This window comes from Pseudomonas sp. Van50, assembly GCF_055390755.1.
Genome location: NZ_AP024343.1, coordinates 2,681,849 through 2,697,258, shown reverse-complemented (window position 1 = coordinate 2,697,258; position 15,410 = coordinate 2,681,849). Strand labels below are relative to the sequence as shown.

Genomic DNA, 15,410 nt, shown 5'->3' with positions numbered 1-15,410 from the left:
CATGTCGCTGGTGATGGTTCGTAAGATCAAACTGGACATCGAAGAAATATTCCACGAGGGAGGCCCCCGTACATCAACGCCGTTACGCATTGCGGTCGCCACCGCGGTGGTCACCAATCCCTACGCCGGCAGGTATGAAGAAGACCTGCTGCCATTCATGCAGGAGCTCAGGGGTTTAGGCGCACAACTGTCGGAGCAATTGATCCAGGCACTGGGCGGCGCCGCGCAAGTGCAGGCTTATGGCAAGGGCGCGATTGTCGGTGAAGACGGCGAGCTGGAACACGGAGCGGTCTGGCACGAAGCCGGTGGCTGGGCCATGCGTGAGGCACTGGGCAACCCCAAGGCCATCGTTCCAGCAGGCAAGACTATCGGTGGTCCTGGTTGCCGGGTGATGATTCCGCTGGGGCATATCCAGGCAGCCTATGTCCGCAGTCATTTTGGTGTGGCGGAAATGACGGTATGGGACGGCCCCCGCCGCGGGGAAATCGCTTTCGGCCTGGCCATGGCTACAGGCGGCAGGATCCATTCGCGACTGGGCGGCCTGGCGGTCGCCGACGTGAGAGGTGAAGACGGCTTACGTTGACGCCAAGGTTTTGAAGTGTCGCTCCACGATTACGCACTACGACAAAAATAATATGAGTATCGGAGAACATCATGACTGCAAAAACGATGCGCGCCGCACGCCTGTATGAAGGCGGCAAACCCATGGTCATCGAGCAGTTGCCCGTACCGGGCATTCGTCCAACTGAAGTGCTCGTCAAGATCAAGGCATGCGGGATCGTCCCCAACCTCCACAACATCCTGACAAACTGGGTCAAGTGGTTCCCGCAAAATCCCCTGCCGAAACTGCCGGCGACTTTTGGCCTCGACCCCACAGGGATCATCGAGGCCGTAGGCGAACAGGTCTACGACTTCAAGGTCGGAGACCGGGTCTACGTCAATCCGGGCCGCCACTGTGGTTCGTGTCGAGCTTGTCGTGCGGGCAATACCATCGCCTGCACGGCCTACACCTTCAATGGCTATTTCGGCTTCACGCCAAAAAGCCCGCGCATGTTCGAAGACTATCCCTACGGCGGTCTTTGCGAGTACATCCCTGCGCCGCAATACAGCCTGGTGAAACTGCCCGATAACCTCAGCTTCGAGACTGCCGCGCGACTGGGCTACCTGGGTACCGCCTACAAGGCGATGCTCAAGGCCAATGTCGGGCCTGGCACCGTCCTGCTGATCAACGGCATCAGTGGCACACTCGGCCTGGGCGCTGTCGCACTGGCCCTGGCGATGGGCGTTCGCAAGATCCTCGGCACAGCTCGCAACGCGGAGCTCTTCCAACGCGTGAAAGACCTCGCCGCGCCAGGCCGGATTGAGATCCATACCCTGGGCACACTGCCAACCAATGAGTGGGTCAATGAAGTGACACACGGTGAAGGTGTCGATGTGGTGATCGATGCCCTGGGCCCAGGCGCCCCTCACGAGACCCTGACCCAAGCCCTCAAATCCATTCACCGCGGCGGTCACCTGGTCAATATCGGTGCTATCGCAGGTGAGGTCCCCATCGATCTGCACTGGATCATGGACAACGACATCCAGATCAGCGGCTCGGCCTGGTTCACCACAGGTCAAGGACAAGCCATGGCGGACATGGTGGAGTCTGGAACGCTGGATCTTTCATTCTTCGAAAACACGGCCTTCAGCCTGGAAAAGGTGAACGACGCGATTACCGGTATCGAAAATCGCCAGGGTGGCTTCAGCAACTACGTGATCTGCCCCTGACATTAACGAAACCCGTTCAACACAACGGCGGGCACCCTGATGCCCGCCCACGAACCCAGGGAATGCCATGAAAATTCGAAGAGTCGTCACCGGCCTGGATGCCACAGGCCAATCCGTATTCATCAGCGATGATTCGGCCCCGCGGTCTTGTGCCTTTGAGTCCATTCCCGGCCATGCCATGGCGCACCTGTGGTCCACCGGTTCAACGGCCGGCGCGCAGCAGGACCCCACCCTGGGGCACCCTTCCCTGGTGCCTGGGCCAGGCGAAACCAGTCTGGCAATCTATGATTTTCCGCCGGACACCGTGATGCAGAACCCGACGGATGTCGGACAGATGATCGAGGAATTGGGCGGCGCCCTGCCCGGCTTGTTCGAATGCTTCGAACCGGACCATCCGGGCATGCACACGACGCCGACCATCGACTACGGCATCCTGCTCCAGGGCGAACTCTGGCTGGAGCTGGACAATGGCGAACAAAAACTGATCCGGCCCGGCGAGGTTGTCATCCAGCGTGGAACCCGGCACGCCTGGCGTAACAAGAGCGATCAAATCGCCCGCGCGCTGTTCGTGATGATCGGCACGAAGCGTGACTAGTCGACACACACTCTCCCACCGAACCTTAGGTGCTCAACATGACCCTGCAGCACATTGCAGTGATTGGCGCCGGCACAATGGGCAGTGGAATCGCCCAAACCTGTGCGGCAGCCGGCCATACGTTATTGCTCATCGATATCCATGAACAGGCGCTCGGCCGGGGCCTGCAAATCGTGCAAAAAAACCTGGACCGGCAAGTTGAAAAAGGGACACTCCTCCCTGCGCAAGCCATTGAGACCCTGCAACGTATCCATACCTCGACCCATTACACCGACCTGGATCAAATGGACGTAGTGATCGAAGCGGCCACGGAGGACTTGTTACTCAAGCGCAAGATCTTGCAGCAGGTCGACACCCACGCTCGCCTGGATTGCCTGATCGCCAGCAACACCTCATCGCTATCGATTACCGAATTGGCGGCGAGTATCAAACACCCGGAACGCTTCATGGGGATTCACTTCTTCAACCCTGTGCCGATCATGGGCCTGGTGGAGCTGATCCGTGGCTTACAAACCAGCGACGCAACCTGTTCCACCGCCGGGGCACTGATCGAACAGTTGGGCAAGACCGCGATCCACACACAGAATCGCCCGGGCTTCATGGTCAATCGAATCCTCATTCCGATGATCAATGAAGCGATTTTCGTCCTTCAGGAAAACGGCGATGCCCAAGCAATCGACGCCAGCATGCGCCTGGGCTGCAACCAACCGATCGGGCCGCTCGCATTGGCTGACCTCATTGGCCTGGATACCGTGCTGGGAATTCTGGACAACCTGCAAACAGGTTTTGGCGATCCGAAATACCGACCTGCCCCGCTGCTCAAAGAGATGGTCGCAGCAGGATTGCTAGGCAAAAAATCCGGACGTGGCTTTCATGTCTACAACTGAAACTTGCGGCGGGTATGACACGATCCGAGAACGGGCCCTGGAGCTTTTCGTCAGCAAGGGATTCGGACAGGTCAGCATGCGCGAACTGGCTCGCCATGTGGGTATCGCCCCTGGCTCGCTGTACAACCATTTCCCCAGCAAACAAGCCCTGTTGTTCGACCTGATCGAAGAGTTCTACGAAGAACTCCACCTGTTGGTCCAGCAACCTGTGCGGCAACGCACCGCTGGACCTCGACCACTGTCGAACCTGATTGCCGCCCACCTGCGCCTGCACCGTGAGCGGCCCCTGCATTTTCGGCTGGCGTTACAGGGTTTCGCCTATCTTGATACCGCCCAGAAGCAACACATCATCCTCAAACGCGGCAGATATGAGCATGCGTTTCTGCGCGCGGTGTTCAGCGATACGTTCAGCGCGCACGAAACAGTTACGGCAGCCGGGCCCATCATCACGCGACTTCTCAACTGCCTGCCGGATTGGCTTGAGGAACGCTCGTTGACTGATGAGGCTTATACCCATCTGGTCGAGCGGCTGATAAGGGGGGCTGTGCAGGAGTGTTCGGCACCTTAGTCTGTACATGTCGACTTGCACGAGGTCGACATTCCACTGGCAGTACAGCATTTGGCTCGAGCAGGACTGGAAACATCTGATCGGCCAGAAGTTGACATCGCTTGCCGGATCACGAAACTTTCAATATTACATGGCATCCGACTGATCAGGCACTGGCCGCTGTTATTGCGCGGAAGTCGGTCTGGCCCGTGGCGCCTATCAGGTAGAGTTCGACCGCATGCCGGCCTCCTCCGGTGGCCAGGCCCTGCGGGAAATGGTCCCGGTGGTGCGCGCCCTGTGGCAAGGCGACTACGCCCATGACGGTGAGATCTGGAAATTCCCCACGTCCACCAGCGTGCCCAAGCCGATCAGCAAACCTCACCCGCCGATGTGGATCGCCGCCCGCGCCCCGGACTCGCACAACTTCGCCGTCGCCAATGGCTGCAACGTGATGGTCACGCCGGGTGCGATTCCCGGCGTTATTCCCTCGCGCAATGGTGTATTCAGCGTCCTCGCCGATCCATGCTGCGCTCGAAAATCGCCCCCTCGATACCCAGCACTTCGCGGGTATCGGCATAGATCCCGACGCCCTTTTCCCAGACATGCTTGATCGATTGATCAGCGCAGCGAATCCGGTAATTGAGTTCGAACGGCTCCTGCCGTGACAAGGCATATTGCACCTCGCGCCAGACGTAATCGGCATCCTGGGCCAGAATCAGGCTGTTGTAGGTGAATTCATGGTTGTCCAACAGCCGCTCCGGTGGATATCCGGTCAGTTGCAGGCAACCGGCACTGACGAATTCCATGGTCCAGTCGCGGTTGTTGCGGCCGCGATAGATCAGCCCCGGCATGCTGTCGAGCAAGCTCATGCTGCTACGCTGGCTGGCCTGCAAGGCAATCTCGCGCCGCTTGTGCGCAGTGATGTCGCCGGCCACCAGATAAAAACCCTGAGACCCGCGCTTCAGGCTGATGTCGAACCAGCGCAGTTCCCCGGAAGGGTGAACAAACCGCAACCGCTGGTTGAACGAGGTTTCAGGACGCCGACGCAATTCATGCAGCGCCTGGCGCCACAACGAACGGTCTTCGTGATGCACATAGTCGATGAGGTTACGTTCCGTACCCGGCAGATCCATCAGCTCGACCCAGGCCAGATTGAAATGGACGATCTGTCCGTTATCGCTCAACTGGAGCAACGCCGCCGGAAAGCGATCCATCAGGTGCAAGGGCAGTGTCTGCCCAAATGCCTCGGCCTGTTCCATCATCTAATGACGCTCCTCGTGTCTCATCGATGTGCCGTTGTGCACCCACGCCGCCAGCTCCAGGCGCGAGTGCAGGTTGAGCTTCTGCAACAGATTTCTCACATAGATTTTGACCGTGCCATCGCTGATCCCCAGTTCCCGGCCGATCTGTTTATTGCTCATGCCAGCGGCGATCAGGGCCAGGGTCTGCCCCTCGCGCTCGGTCAGGTTGCCGGTGTCGAGCGGGGCCGAATCGTACGCAGGCCGGGTCATCGACTCGCCCTGATCGGCCAGCAGCGCAATCAGGGTTGAATCCAGAACGATCGCCCCCTTGTGGCAATTGCGCATGTAGTCCAACAACGCATCAGGCTCGGTTTCCTTGAGCACATAACCACTGGCCCCCAGGCGCAGGGCGGTCAACAGTTCGGCGCGATCCATCGATGCGGTGAGCACCACCACCTGGCAATCGAGGCGCAACTGACGCAGTTCGTCGAGCACCTGCAAACCGCTCAAACCGGGCATGTGCAGATCAAGCAAAACCTGCTGCGGCGCCAGGCTCACGGCCAGGTTGATGCCTTCGCGGCCACTGGCGGCCTGCCCCACCACTTCGAAGTCGTCGCTGGCACCGAACAGCTGTGCCAGTCCCTTGCGGAACAACGGGTGATCATCGATCAGTAATAAGGTCGTGCAGTCCATCGAAACTCCCCTGTGGCAGGTCTTGGTGACGGCGAAGTCCAAGGTGTACGCGGACCCCGTGCGGGCGGATCGCCTCAATGGTCAGTCGGGCGCCGATGCTCGCGGCGCGCTCGCGGATAATCGCCAGGCCGAAATGATTTTCCTCCCCTGAGGCCGGGCTCAGTCCGATGCCGTCATCCTCCACCGAAACAGAAGCATCACCGTCTTGGTTCTGCCGCAACTCGATGCGCACATGCCGCGCATGGGAATGGCGTACCGCATTGGCCAGTGCCTCGCGAATGATCTGCAGAATCTGTAATTCGGTTTCCGGGCTCAAAGCGTCATCAGCCAGGCGATTGTCCAGTTCAAAAACGATGATGCAGCGTCGCGAGAACTCGGCGATAGAATCGGCAAGCGCCTGGCGCAGCGAACGCCCGTCCATGGTCAGACGAGCGCTGGTGATCAGCTCGCGCACCTGACGCTGCAGCTGACTCAAGCCGCCGCACAGTTCCTGCAATACGGCGCTGGCCTGCGCGGGCTCGCCCAACTGCGACTGCAGCGAACGCGCCTGGAACGATAGGTAGCCCAACTGCTGAGCCACCGAATCATGCAGCTCGCGGGCCAGGGCGCCGTGCCGGGATGTAGCCTGTTTGCGCTGTTGTTCACGGGTGTAGCCGCGCAAGCGCACCGTGACGCAGACCGCCTGCGCCGCCTCCTCCACCAACTGGCGCCAGCTTGCGTGGACCGGATGTGGGGTATCGAGCAACAACACCCCTTTGCTCGAATCGTCGCTATGCGGCAAGGCACACAGCAGTCGATGCACGCCCCGTTGCCGGCAAGACCCACAGGCCTGAGCCGCATCCGGCAGTGTCGAGTCACGCCAGGGGCAACGCGCAACGTCCTGACAGCCCTCGAGCAATCCGCGCCGTGCCGGCCCCAGGTCTTCGCCGTCGAGGATCAGATTCAGTCTGCAGGTTGGCAGCAGCGCTTCGAAACGATCCAGAAAACCCGACAAGGCACCGTCAGCGTGCACCTGACACAAGGGCAACCCGGCCAGCAGTTTGCGCACGCTGCGCGCCTGCTCGGGGCGGATACGCCCCAACCAGAGCGGCCACCACTGCGGTCGTGTTCGCACTCTCGATAACTCCCCGTCCGGTTGCTCAGCCATGAGTAAAGACCAGCAACTTCCATGCCCCGAACAAGCGTTGCGCAGGGCTTATCTCCAAAGACATAGCCCTTTTTCCGGATTGAGAAGATTTTCCCCATAGGAAAGTATCTTCCCCAACAGGAAACAAACGCCCAATCCAACGCCACCTTTCTCGCGCTTCGACAGACGCGGATCAGCCAGGAAAATCCTCATGACGGATAGACACAGCGCCGCCCCGGACCGACTTCACAGCCTCCCGCGCTATCGCCAGCCGCTGCCTCGTGAAAGCGCCACCCGGCACATCGTGGTCATGCAATCGGCGGCCGCCTGCTCGCCCTTTGCCGGGGAACTGGAACAACCCTTGGTGCTGGATGGCGAGAGCGCCGACTTTTCCCGGCGCCTGCATCAGGTGCTGGTTGGCGCGACCGTCGGCAGCCATCTCTACATCATGGGCGACGAGGCCTTTATCTGGCGCATCCACGGCGAGGCCCGCAGCGCCGGAATGGAAGATGACGAGATCGACATCACCCGCACGATTGCCGGTGCGCGCCGGGTGTATTGCGTGCACTGCGGCCTGACGCAGGTCGCCGGGCCAGAGGCGCTGCTGACTTGCCTCGGTTGCGACGTAGGGCTGGAAGTCCGCGAACATTTCTCCCGCCGCCTCGGGGCGTACCTCGGCGTCTGCACCAACCCCGACCAGCCTTATGGCGGAGTCCGGTCATGAGCGCCGCCATCGAAGTGCGGGTCAGCGCAGCGAGAATGCTTACCCCAGTGGTGCGCGAACTCACCCTGCAGGCGTGCGCCGGGCCGCTGCCGGCTTTCTCTCCCGGCAGTCATGTGCAGGTCCACCTGCCACTGGCCGAAGGCAAGCTGCGCAATGCCTATTCACTCACCAGCGACCCGGCGGACAGCCAGCATTACCGCATCGCTGTACGCCTGCAGGAGGCCTCCCGCGGCGGCTCGCATTACCTGCATCGGCAGGTCCAGGTCGGGGACAGGCTGCAGATTTCGCCGCCAGCCAATCTGTTCGCCCTGCACTCGACCGCCAGCCTGCACATCCTGATCGCCGGAGGCATCGGCATCACGCCGTTCATGACCTACATCGCGGCCCTTGAACAACGCCAGGCTCACTTCGAATTGCACTACCTCTGTCGTCCTGGCCTGAGCGATGCCTATGTCGAGGCGTTGCAACAACGGCTGGGATCACGTCTGCACACCTACGCCAGCCGCCCGGACCTGAGCCGGATCCTGCGCGATCGACCACTGGGCAGCCACGTTTACACCTGTGGTCCGCAACCGTTGCTCGATGCGGTTCGGCAACAGGCCAGGGCCCTTGGCTGGCCGCCGGGCCGGGTGCATTGGGAAGCCTTCAATGCCGCACAACCGGGCCAACCCTTCGACCTGGAACTGCTGCGCAGCGGCCAGCGCTTACGCGTCGGCGCCGAACAAAGCCTGCTCGAAGCCCTGGAGTCCGCCGGACTGCAGATCCCCAATCTGTGCCGTGGCGGCGTCTGTGGCCAATGCATCACCCGCCATGTGGCCGGCGACATCGAACACCGCGACAGTTTCCTGAGCTCCGCCGAGCAGGCTGACTTTCTCATGCCTTGTGTCTCCCGCGGCTGCGGCCCTTGCGTTTCGCTGGATCTTTAGGAGTCGACCATGACCATTCAATCAAGCCCCCTGCAGAGTTACCGAGACGACTTCAGTTTTCGCAACAGCCCTACGGCCATCCGCCGTTTTCCCTTCCCCTTCACCGAGGACAGCTACCTGTACTCGGTGAACATCGAACCGGCGATTTCGCGGGACCCAGGCTCGGTTTACCAACACGGGTTCGACATCGACGAACACTACCGTTCGGAAATGGCTGAACGCGCCCTGGTACTGGACAAGGATCCGCGCCGTTACCTGGTGATGCCGCACATGCAAGTGGCAGCCTGGGATGCGTTGCAGATGCTCATGGAACATCTCGCCGCGGATTATCCGCAGTGGTTCTCGCTGGTGCGTGACGGTGATCGCTGGCATTGGCGCAACACGCTGCTGAACATCGATCAGCACTTTGTGTTCGGGGATGCCACCAGCCTGCCCTGCGAACCGTTGGAGTTCATTGGCCGACAGGTACAGGGGGACTTCGCCCTCCTCGATCAACGCGACGGCGATCTGTACATGGACGCCGGCCTGGTCACCAGCCCGGCCGACTGGTCCCTGGCCTTCGACGCCGGCATGAGTTTCAAGCAATGGCATTCACCGGTGCCCATGGCCCACCAGATGGGCATCTTCGACCGCGCGCTGAAGTACCTGCTCAACCTGCAAACGGGGCAGCCGGTGCGGCGCCTGAACTGGACACTGACGATCAATCCGCGCCTGGACTCCTCCCCCGAGACTTTCCATGAATGGGGCGCCGACCGCGGCCGCATCAGCGCCGAAAACGTCGGGCAACAGGTTCACCTGCGGGTCGAGTTGCAAGTGATGGCTCGTCTGCCGCGCAGCAACGCGGTGATGTTCAGCATCCGCACCTACCTGATCAGCATGCAGGAACTGGTCACCCAGCCCGGCTGGGGCTGCCGCCTGCACCGTGTGCTGCGCGACCTGCCCGAGCCGATCGCCGACTACAAGGGCATGAGTCGTTATCGACAGACCCTGGTGGAGTGGCTGAGCCGCTTCGACCCGCAAGCCTGACCCCTCACCTACTTTTCCCGACAAGGATCTTCACATGACGCATTCATGGCGTATTTCCGCGCTGGCCGAACGGCACCGCGCACTCGGCTCGAACCTGGAAGACTGGAACGGCATGGGCACTGCCTGGACCTACGACAGCGATCTGGCCGATCACCATCAGGCAATCCGCACCCGGGCCGGGCTGATGGACGTGTCCGGGCTGAAAAAAGTCCACTACGTCGGCCCCCACGCCGAGAGCCTGCTGCAGTGGGCCACCACCCGCGACATCGCCAAGCTCTACCCCGGCAAGTCGGTGTATACCTCGATGCTCGACGAGGACGGAAAATTCGTCGATGACTGCATCGTCTATCGCACCGGCCCCAACGCTTTCATGGTGGTCCACGGTGCCGGCAGTGGCCACGAAATGCTGGTGCGTTCATCTCAGGGTCGCCAGGTGGCGGTGCTGTTCGATGACGACTTGCACGATCTGTCACTGCAAGGGCCGCTGGCGGTGGATTTTCTCGCCGAGCACGTCCCCGGAATCCGTCAGCTGCCCTATTTCCATCACCTGCAAACCCGCCTGTTCGATCGCCCGGTGATGATTTCTCGCACCGGTTACACCGGCGAGCGCGGCTACGAGATCTTCTGCAAGGCCGCCGATGCCCCGGCGCTGTGGGACACGATCCTCGAACAAGGCGCCGGCCTGGGCATCATCCCTTGCGCCTTTACCGCCCTGGACTGGTTGCGGGTGGAAAGCTCGCTGATGTTTTTCCCCTACGACAACTCGCAGATGTACCCCTTCGCCGATCAGAAGGCTGGCGACACCCTGTGGGAAATGGGCCTGGATTTCACCGTGTCCCCGGACAAGCGCGAATTCCGTGGCGCCGAAGAGCACTTCCGGTTGCGCGGCCAGGAGCGCTTCAAGATCACCGGCGTGTTGCTCGAAGGCGTCCGCGCTGCGGAGGCCGGGGACACCTTGTGGCAAGGCAACCAGCAAGTCGGGGTGATCACCTGCGGCATGTATTCGCGCCTGAGCAAGCGCTCCATGGCCATCGCCCGGATGAGCGTCGCCTGCTCGAGTCCAGGCGTTGCCCTGCAGGTGCGCGGCAGCCAGGAAAGCGCCGCCGTGACCCACGCCCTGCCCTTCGACGACCCGGAAAAAACCAAGCGCACGGCCAAGGGCTGAGCCTCCAACACTTTATCCAAGGGACCTTCGATGGACACTTCCAGCGAACATTACATTCTCAAGATCAACTGCCCGGCAGCGTCCGGCATCGTTGCCGCGATCACCACCTGCCTGGCCGGACAGCAATGCTACATCAGCGAGCTGGCGCAATTCGACGACGAGTTCACCGGGCAGTTTTTCATGCGCGCGGTGTTTCGTTTCAACACCGGCGTAACCGGCGATGTCGACGCTCTACGCAAAGGTCTGGGCAACCTGGCCGGCGGCTTCGACATGCAGTGGCAGCTGTTCTGCAGCAGTCAACCGACCCGGGTGCTGCTGATGGTCAGCAAGTTCGACCACTGCCTGACTGACCTGCTGTACCGCCACCGCAAAGGCGAGATGGACATGCACATCACCGCAGTGGTCTCCAACCACCTGGACCTGCGAGCCATGGCCGAACGCGAAGGCATTCGCTTCATCTACCTGCCGATCACCAAGGACAGCAAGGCCAGCCAGGAAGCCGAGTTGATGCGCATCGTCGAGGACACTCAGACCGATCTGGTGGTGCTCGCCCGCTACATGCAGATTCTGTCCGACGGCCTGTGTCAGCAGCTGTCCGGCCGGGCCATCAACATCCATCACTCGTTCCTGCCCGGTTTCAAGGGCGCCAAGCCCTATCACCAGGCCTACGACCGTGGCGTGAAGTTGATCGGCGCCACCGCCCACTACGTCACCAGCGACCTCGACGAGGGCCCCATCATCGAGCAGGAAATCCAGCGCGTCGACCACACCCACCTGCCTGATTCGCTGGTTGCCATCGGCCGCGACACCGAAACCGTCGCCCTTTCCAAAGCCCTGAAATACCACCTGGAACACCGGGTATTCATCAACCAGGACAAGACGGTGATTTTTCGCTGAGCGAGCCCTTTTTCCGAATCACAGCCACGAGAAACGACCATGACCACACGTGTAGCAATCATCGGCGCCGGCCCTTGCGGCATGGCTCAACTGCGGGCATTTCAATCGGCCAGGGACCAGGGAACGGCCATCCCGGAACTGGTCTGCTATGAAAAACAGCAAGACTGGGGCGGCATGTGGAATTACACCTGGCGCACCGGTCTGGATGAAAACGGCGAGCCGGTGCACGGCAGCATGTACCGCTACTTGTGGTCGAACGGCCCGAAGGAATGCCTGGAGTTCGCCGACTACACCTTCGAAGAACATTTTGGCCGTCCCATCGGCTCCTACCCGCCACGGGAGGTGCTCTGGGACTACATCAAGGGCCGCGTAGAAAAAGCCGGGGTTCGCGACTACATACGTTTCAACAACGTGGTGCGCCAGGTCACCTTTGACGAAGAGACTCGCCGCTTCACGGTGGTCGCCCACGACCATGGCAGCGATACCCAGACCTCGGAAGAGTTCGACTATGTGATCAACGCCTGCGGGCACTTTTCGACGCCGATGATGCCGTACTTCCCCGGATTCGAGCAGTTCGGCGGGCGCATCCTGCACGCCCATGATTTCCGCGATGCGCTGGAATTCAAGGGCAAAGATCTGCTGATCGTCGGCAGCAGCTATTCTGCCGAAGACATCGGCTCCCAGTGCTACAAATATGGCGCCCGCAGCATCACCAGTTGCTACCGCACCGCCCCCATGGGCTATGACTGGCCGGCCAACTGGGAAGAAAAACCGCTGCTTCAGCGCCTGGAAAAAAATCGCGCGTACTTTATCGACGGCACCCACAAGCACATCGATGCGGTGATCCTGTGCACCGGCTACAAACATCACTTCCCCTTCCTGCCGGACGAATTGCGCCTCAAGACTGACAACCGGCTATGGCCGATGAACCTGTACAAGGGCATTTTCTGGGAGCCCAACCCGCAGCTGATCTACCTCGGCATGCAGGACCAGTGGTACTCGTTCAACATGTTCGACGCCCAGGCCTGGTACGCCCGCGACGTGATCCTGCAACGCATCGCCCTACCCGACCAGGCACAAAGGGCCGCCGATAGTCAGCAATGGCATGCCCGTGAACAGCAGCTTGAAACCAATCAGCAGATGTTCGAATACCAGGGCGCCTATATCCAGCAACTGGTGGACGCCACCGACTACCCGAACTTCGATATCGCCGCGGTCAACGACACCTTCCTGCACTGGAAGCACGACAAGGCCCACAACATCATGGGTTACCGCGACAAGTCCTACCGATCGCTGATGACTGGTACCCAGTCGCCACCCCACCACACGCCCTGGCTGCATGCCCTTGACGACTCCATGGCGGCGTACCTCGCTGAACCGCCGATGTCCGTCAAGTCGATCGGTTGACCCGGGAGCCTCACCATGAACGCACCTCGTGTTTCCAGCCCACGGGAGCCCGGACTCTTTGCCCGGGCCCCGGCCCTGGAGCGCTATCGGGTGGCCGCTGGCGGCCTGACCCTTGTCGCGCTACAGCCCGGCGACAGCCTGCAAGTGATCGATCTCGAAGGCCGGCAACCTTGCGAATTGTTGGCCGTGGACAGGCTCGGTCGCAGCGCCTTGGCAGCCTGGGCACTGAATGGTTCGACGGCCTGTGGATTTATCGGCGCACAGCTCACCGAACCGACCTTGCAGGCTCGGCGCATCTGCCAGGCGTTGAGCCGACGCGGGATTGATCCGCAACATCTGCCCAGCGCCGCGTCACTCTGGGACGAGGACAGCCCCGCCGACTTCAGCCGCCACTTCGTCGCCAGCGATGAGCTACTGGTGATCATCGCGGCGCCCGCCGGACCGACCGCCGTTGACCGGCAATACCGGCCTAGCGAACTCAGGTCATGGGTGACACGGGCCAATCCCTCGCCCCTGCTACTCCCCGCGTTGCCAGAACCGTTGGGCGAATTAATTGACGAGTTCACCATTGGCGCCGGCACCGCCCACAGTTACACCGTCGCCAAAGGGCAGTACGTGCAGGTGCTGGACGTCGCCGGCCGCCAGTGCTCGGACTTCGTCGCCCTGGACCGGAGGGCACTGGATCGCGGCCAGGAACTGGACCTGGACCAAACCGTGACCCGCACCCTGAACGGCAGCGCCTACCCGGCACCGGGGCTGTTCTCGAAGTTTTTCGACCGGCAGATGCAGCCGATGCTGGAGGTGGTGCGTGACACCGTCGGCCGCCACGATTCCTTCGCCCTGGCCTGCGCCGCGCGCTATTACGAGAGCCATGGCTACTTCGGGCACGACAACTGCAGCGACAACCTCAACCGAGTGCTCGCGCCCCATGGGGTCAAGGCCCGTAATGGCTGGCCGGCGATCAATTTCTTTTTCAATACCGGGATCGACGCCCACCAGCAGATGACGTTGGACGAGCCCTGGTCGCGTCCCGGCGATTACGTGCTGCTGCGGGCCATGACCGATCTGCTGTGTGGCAGCACCTCGTGCCCGGATGACATCGACCCGGCCAACGGCTGGAACCCGACCGATATCCATGTCCGCATCTACAGCGAAAAGGAGCGTTTTTCCATCGCCATGAGCACTCGAACGACGGCCGATGCCGACCCGATTCTGACCCGTGAGTCCGCGTTCCACTCACGCACCAGCGCCTTGACCGGCAGCTTTACCGACTACCGCAATTGGTGGCTGCCGCTGCGCTACGACGGCTATGGCGCCATCGAGGAATACCTCGGTTGCCGCGAACGTGTCGCAGTGATGGACCTGACCGCCCTGCGCAAATTCGAAATCATCGGCCCCGACGCCGAAGCCCTGCTGCAGTACTGCCTGACCCGGGATGTGCGGCGCCTGGCGGTCGGTCAAGTGGTGTACTCGGCGATGTGCCACGAACACGGCGGCATGCTCGACGACGGCACCCTGCTGCGCCTGGGCCCGGACAATTTCCGCTGGATCTGCGGCGAGGATTACGCCGGGGTCTGGCTACGCGAGCAGGCGCAAAAGCTCGGCATGAAGGTCTGGGTCAAATCCGCCAGCGAGCAGATTCACAACCTGGCCGTCCAGGGCCCGATGAGTCGTGAACTGCTCAAACAGATGGTCTGGACCCCACCGACCCAACCGAGCCTGGAGACCCTGGGCTGGTTCCGTTTCCTGGTGGGCCGCCTGGACGGTTACGACGGCTGCCCGCTGATGATCTCGCGCACCGGCTACACCGGCGAGTTGGGCTACGAAGTCTGGTGCCAGCCCGAGGATGCCGAGCAGGTCTGGGACCGGATCTGGCAACTGGGCCAACCCTTGGGCCTGGTGCCGCTGGGCTTGGAAGCGTTGGACATGCTGCGCATCGAAGCCGGGCTGATTTTCGCCGGCTACGAGTTCAACGACCAGACCGATCCGTTCGAGGCCGGTATCGGCTTTTCCGTGCCGCTGAAAAGCAAAACCGACGATTTCATCGGCCGGGATGCGCTGTTGCGGCGCAGCGCCCATCCCGCTCACAAACTGGTGGGCCTGCAACTGAGCGGCAATGAAGGCGCCCACCACGGCGACCCGGTGTACCGCGGCCGAGCCCAGGTCGGGGTCATCACCAGTGCCTGCCGCTCGCCGCTGCTGGCCAGCAATATCGCGCTGTGCCGGGTCGACGTGGCCTGCGCCGACGTCGGCACGACGCTTGAGATCGGCAAAGTCGATGGCCTTCAGAAGCGCATCAGCGCCACGGTCACCGCAGCGATTTTCTACGACCCGGACAAGAGCCGGGTACGCAGTTGATCGATCACACGAGCCTGTGCGTCACCCGACCTTGACTGCCCCACTACC

Annotated in this window: 15 protein-coding genes and 1 pseudogene; 13 read left to right on the top strand and 3 right to left on the bottom strand. The window is 61.5% G+C overall.

Features of this window, described 5'->3' with window-relative positions; all coding sequences use genetic code 11:
* Position 1 precedes the first annotated feature (1 nt).
* From ACZ5M5_RS11940 to ACZ5M5_RS11915, 6 genes and pseudogenes are all read left to right on the top strand, one after another.
* Positions 2-583: an amino acid synthesis family protein gene (locus ACZ5M5_RS11940; RefSeq protein ID WP_060742955.1), complete on the top strand. Its 582-nt coding sequence runs from the start codon at positions 2-4 to the stop codon at positions 581-583.
* Between the two features lie 71 nt (positions 584-654).
* A complete protein-coding gene (locus ACZ5M5_RS11935; RefSeq protein WP_060742956.1) occupies positions 655-1,770 on the top strand; it encodes an alcohol dehydrogenase catalytic domain-containing protein in 1,116 nt (371 codons plus the stop codon).
* Positions 1,771-1,837: 67 nt separating this feature from the next.
* Positions 1,838-2,365: a cupin domain-containing protein gene (locus ACZ5M5_RS11930; protein ID WP_060742957.1), complete on the top strand. Its 528-nt coding sequence runs from the start codon at positions 1,838-1,840 to the stop codon at positions 2,363-2,365.
* Positions 2,366-2,403: 38 nt separating this feature from the next.
* A complete protein-coding gene (locus ACZ5M5_RS11925) occupies positions 2,404-3,252 on the top strand; it encodes a 3-hydroxyacyl-CoA dehydrogenase NAD-binding domain-containing protein (protein WP_207281760.1) in 849 nt (282 codons plus the stop codon).
* Positions 3,239-3,820: a TetR/AcrR family transcriptional regulator gene (locus ACZ5M5_RS11920; RefSeq protein ID WP_060742959.1), complete on the top strand. Its 582-nt coding sequence runs from the start codon at positions 3,239-3,241 to the stop codon at positions 3,818-3,820. The genes ACZ5M5_RS11925 and ACZ5M5_RS11920 overlap by 14 nt, the downstream gene beginning before the upstream one ends.
* A 172-nt stretch (positions 3,821-3,992) precedes the next feature.
* Positions 3,993-4,262: pseudogene (locus ACZ5M5_RS11915) on the top strand (LLM class flavin-dependent oxidoreductase); the annotation flags it as partial.
* Positions 4,263-4,302: 40 nt separating this feature from the next.
* Here the strand turns inward: ACZ5M5_RS11915 and ACZ5M5_RS11910 are convergent.
* Genes ACZ5M5_RS11910 through ACZ5M5_RS11900 form a run of 3 tightly spaced genes read right to left on the bottom strand, consistent with a single transcriptional unit; the run spans position 4,303 to position 6,847 of the window.
* Positions 4,303-5,061, bottom strand: coding sequence for a PAS domain-containing protein (locus ACZ5M5_RS11910; protein ID WP_060742960.1), 759 nt, complete (start codon positions 5,059-5,061; stop codon positions 4,303-4,305).
* Positions 5,062-5,733, bottom strand: coding sequence for a response regulator (locus tag ACZ5M5_RS11905; protein WP_103307833.1), 672 nt, complete (start codon positions 5,731-5,733; stop codon positions 5,062-5,064). It abuts the gene before it with no gap.
* Entirely contained in the window at positions 5,702-6,847 is a 1,146-nt protein-coding gene (locus ACZ5M5_RS11900; RefSeq protein ID WP_371919200.1) for an ATP-binding protein, read from the bottom strand. Before ACZ5M5_RS11900 ends, ACZ5M5_RS11905 begins: the two co-directional genes overlap by 32 nt.
* A 223-nt stretch (positions 6,848-7,070) precedes the next feature.
* Here ACZ5M5_RS11900 and ACZ5M5_RS11895 point away from each other — a divergent pair, with 223 nt between their 5' ends.
* Genes ACZ5M5_RS11895 through ACZ5M5_RS11865 form a run of 7 tightly spaced genes read left to right on the top strand, consistent with a single transcriptional unit; the run spans position 7,071 to position 15,362 of the window.
* A complete protein-coding gene (locus tag ACZ5M5_RS11895; RefSeq protein ID WP_060742963.1) occupies positions 7,071-7,583 on the top strand; it encodes a dimethylamine monooxygenase subunit DmmA family protein in 513 nt (170 codons plus the stop codon).
* Positions 7,580-8,509 (top strand): PDR/VanB family oxidoreductase, encoded by a 930-nt coding sequence (locus tag ACZ5M5_RS11890; RefSeq protein ID WP_103307836.1) that lies wholly within the window; start codon positions 7,580-7,582, stop codon positions 8,507-8,509. The genes ACZ5M5_RS11895 and ACZ5M5_RS11890 overlap by 4 nt, the downstream gene beginning before the upstream one ends.
* 9 nt (positions 8,510-8,518) lie before the next feature.
* A complete protein-coding gene (locus ACZ5M5_RS11885) occupies positions 8,519-9,535 on the top strand; it encodes a heme-dependent oxidative N-demethylase family protein (protein ID WP_060742965.1) in 1,017 nt (338 codons plus the stop codon).
* 34 nt (positions 9,536-9,569) lie between these two features.
* Positions 9,570-10,700, top strand: a complete 1,131-nt coding sequence (locus ACZ5M5_RS11880) for an aminomethyltransferase family protein (RefSeq protein WP_464739070.1) — start codon at positions 9,570-9,572, stop codon at positions 10,698-10,700.
* Between the two features lie 30 nt (positions 10,701-10,730).
* The gene (gene purU / locus ACZ5M5_RS11875) at positions 10,731-11,597 is read left to right on the top strand and encodes a formyltetrahydrofolate deformylase (protein WP_060742967.1); all 867 of its coding nucleotides are present in this window, start codon (positions 10,731-10,733) and stop codon (positions 11,595-11,597) included.
* A 39-nt stretch (positions 11,598-11,636) separates the two neighbouring features.
* Entirely contained in the window at positions 11,637-13,004 is a 1,368-nt protein-coding gene (locus tag ACZ5M5_RS11870; protein ID WP_464739069.1) for an NAD(P)-binding domain-containing protein, read from the top strand.
* A 15-nt stretch (positions 13,005-13,019) separates the two neighbouring features.
* A complete protein-coding gene (locus ACZ5M5_RS11865) occupies positions 13,020-15,362 on the top strand; it encodes a DUF1989 domain-containing protein (RefSeq protein WP_464739068.1) in 2,343 nt (780 codons plus the stop codon).
* The last annotated feature ends 48 nt before the right edge of the window (positions 15,363-15,410 follow it).